General features: G+C 63.7%; 4 protein-coding genes. All 4 read left to right on the forward strand.

Going from position 1 to position 2,366, the window contains the following annotated elements; all coding sequences use genetic code 11:
• Positions 1-2 precede the first annotated feature (2 nt).
• A complete protein-coding gene (locus WG900_RS20045) occupies positions 3-278 on the forward strand; it encodes an HU family DNA-binding protein (protein ID WP_339970138.1) in 276 nt (91 codons plus the stop codon).
• A 300-nt stretch (positions 279-578) separates the two neighbouring features.
• Positions 579-1,103: a hypothetical protein gene (locus tag WG900_RS20050; RefSeq protein WP_339970140.1), complete on the forward strand. Its 525-nt coding sequence runs from the start codon at positions 579-581 to the stop codon at positions 1,101-1,103.
• Positions 1,103-2,089, forward strand: coding sequence for a CsgG/HfaB family protein (locus WG900_RS20055; protein WP_339970142.1), 987 nt, complete (start codon positions 1,103-1,105; stop codon positions 2,087-2,089). Before WG900_RS20050 ends, WG900_RS20055 begins: the two co-directional genes overlap by 1 nt.
• Before the next feature lie 49 nt (positions 2,090-2,138).
• Positions 2,139-2,366: hypothetical protein (locus WG900_RS20060; RefSeq protein ID WP_339970144.1), on the forward strand; the 228-nt coding region annotated here is incomplete at its 3' end.

A 2,366-nucleotide genomic window follows, 5' to 3' on the forward strand; every position in this document is an offset into this window, starting at 1 on the left:
CCATGAACACCAATGACATTGCCGATCGTGTTGCCGAAGCAGCTGGCCTGTCGAAGGCTGATGCGCGCAAGGCCGTCGACGGCGTCTTCGCCGCGATCACCGACGCAGCCGCAAAGGGCGACGAAGTATCGATCAACGGTTTCGGCAAGTTCAAGGTCAAGGATAGCCCGGCCCGCGAAGGCCGCAATCCTGCAACCGGCGCAGCCATGACCATTGCCGCTTCGAAAAAGCTTGGCTTTGCGGCCGCCAAGGCCGTCAAGGACCGCCTGAACGGCTGAAGCCCGCCCCATGCTGCCTTCCTGCCGCCAAGCCGGCGGCAGGAAGGCAGGCCCTTCGGGGCAGATCACTACTGCCCCCAATTCAAATGAAGAACTCGGGATGGTCCAGTCCAAAGCCCATCCCGTTTCCAGCAAACGACTCTGACCAGGAAATCGATCCCCGCCGATTTTGCGCCATGATCTGTCAAGGTACGCCGCAGTTTCCGCGGCGCAAAGGCCTGTTGCCGCTCCCTAATCCGTGTGTCTCTTATCCGTCCCCTGAAAGCCCGGCACGTCGCCGGCTCAAGGGGACAAGCCTCGATGAACACGAAGATCCTGACTGCCGCCGCCGCAGTCCTTCTTTCCGCCGCGCCGGCCCAGGCCAATAATCTCGGCGAGAACGGAGCCTGGCAGTTCCGTTCCGGTGCCGATCTCGCCAATGCGGCCGCAGCGCTCGAAGTCATGGAGCGCAAGCGCGTCGGCGGCTATTCCGCGCCCTCCTTCACGACCAATGTCGCCCGCCAGTTCAATTGCGGGGTCAGCGCAAGCGCTCTGGGCAATTCGGGAAGCCAGACGGCACTTGCCAATTCTCCGACAGTGGCAGGGGCAAGCGCCACCTCCCAGGCCAATGCCAGCGACACCGGCTTCGATGGTGACAATACCGGGCGAACCAGCACTGCACAGAGCAATAGCGGCGCGGTGACGTCAGGCGTCAATGGCGGTACTCAAACCGCGATCAATGGCAGCAGCGCCCCCCAGGCCCTCAATTCATCGCAGTCCAATGGCGGGACGCAGTCGGCCGGGGTAACGGGCTCGACTGCGTGCACCTTCGGAGTGCTCAACTGATGCGGGCCGTCACGGCCGCAATGCCGGCAGGAAGCGGCAGGCACAAGGCAATCCTTCAGGCCCTGCCGCTGCTCTGTCTTACCATCTCAGGCTGTTCGCTGCCGGGCGGTATCCGCCTTGCAACCGGCGAAGCAAAGATCCTCGTCGGTCCGCCGGTTCGCGACAACCGCACACCGATGGACCCTGCCTTGGCCTGTCTCGCCGAGCGAGCCTCAGGCAGCCACGCCCGGGTGCCAGTCATAGCGGTTGGCGACGTGCGCGACTTCACCGGCAAGTTTTCCGTCGGCGAAGGCAATGCCGTCACGCAAGGCGGGGCGCTCATGGTCGCCTCCGCGCTCGGCAAGCTCGGCGGGGCGGTTCGGATCGCAGAGCGCTTCGATCCAACCATCGGCGAGCGGGAGCTGGGCTATTCCGAGCGGCGCCAACTGGGCGACGGAAAGCAGCACGTCCTTGCCGGGACCGGTCCCGCAGCGCCGGTGCCGTGGCTCCCCTACTACGGCGGCAGCATCACCGCGTCCGACTTCTACATCGTCGGCGGCATTACCGAGGTCAACTACGACATCCGCTCGGGCGGCGTCGAAGCCCGGGTCAATTCGGCCGGCCCGAAGCACCGGACCTACACCCAGTCCGTCGCTGTCGACCTGCGCCTGGTCGACACGCGCTCGCTGCTGGTCGTGCGCACGATCAGCCTGACCAAGCAGTTTACCGGCTACGAGTCCGGGCTTGGCGTCTTTCGCTTCTTCGGCTCCGACCTTTTCGACATCGGTCTCGGCGCGAAAGGCCAGGAGCCGCTGCAGCTCGGCATTCGCACCGCACTCGAGGAGGGTGTCCTGCGCCTCGCTGGCACCGCGATCGGGATCGATCCGGGCGAATGCCTGAGCAAGGCCAGGTGGATGGGTGAAGCCCAACGAACCTCAAGCTCACTTCAGGTCCGCAATCCGCCCGATCCTAAGATAGCCAAGCGCCGCCGTCCAACAGGTCAGTGACGTGACCCGATAAATTCATTTTCCCCCCAAGACCCAAGGAGTTTGAACCATGTACCAATCCAATATCTTCACGCGGCGTAGCCACTACCTGCTGGGCTCCGCACTTGCGGCCTGCGTCATGGCAAGTGGTATTCCAGCAAGCGCCCAGAGCGTCGCGCCCTCGCTCTCGGCCAATGGCAACATCGTGTCGTCTTCTGACCAGAAGCAGGCCGGTGTCTCGATCACATCAAGCGTGAGTGATCCTAACGCTGACGTCATCGGTGACGTGAACCTTGCT

The sequence above is a fragment of the Novosphingobium aquae genome (assembly GCF_037572715.1).
Taxonomy (GTDB): Bacteria; Pseudomonadota; Alphaproteobacteria; order Sphingomonadales; family Sphingomonadaceae; genus Novosphingobium; species Novosphingobium aquae.

Coding starts and splice junctions, on each gene's coding strand:
- WG900_RS20050 (WP_339970140.1), top strand. CDS start 579: ATGAACACGAAGATCCTGACTGCCGCCGCCGCAGTCCTTCTTTCCGCC.
- WG900_RS20045 (WP_339970138.1), top strand. CDS start 3: ATGAACACCAATGACATTGCCGATCGTGTTGCCGAAGCAGCTGGCCTG.
- WG900_RS20055 (WP_339970142.1), top strand. CDS start 1,103: ATGCGGGCCGTCACGGCCGCAATGCCGGCAGGAAGCGGCAGGCACAAG.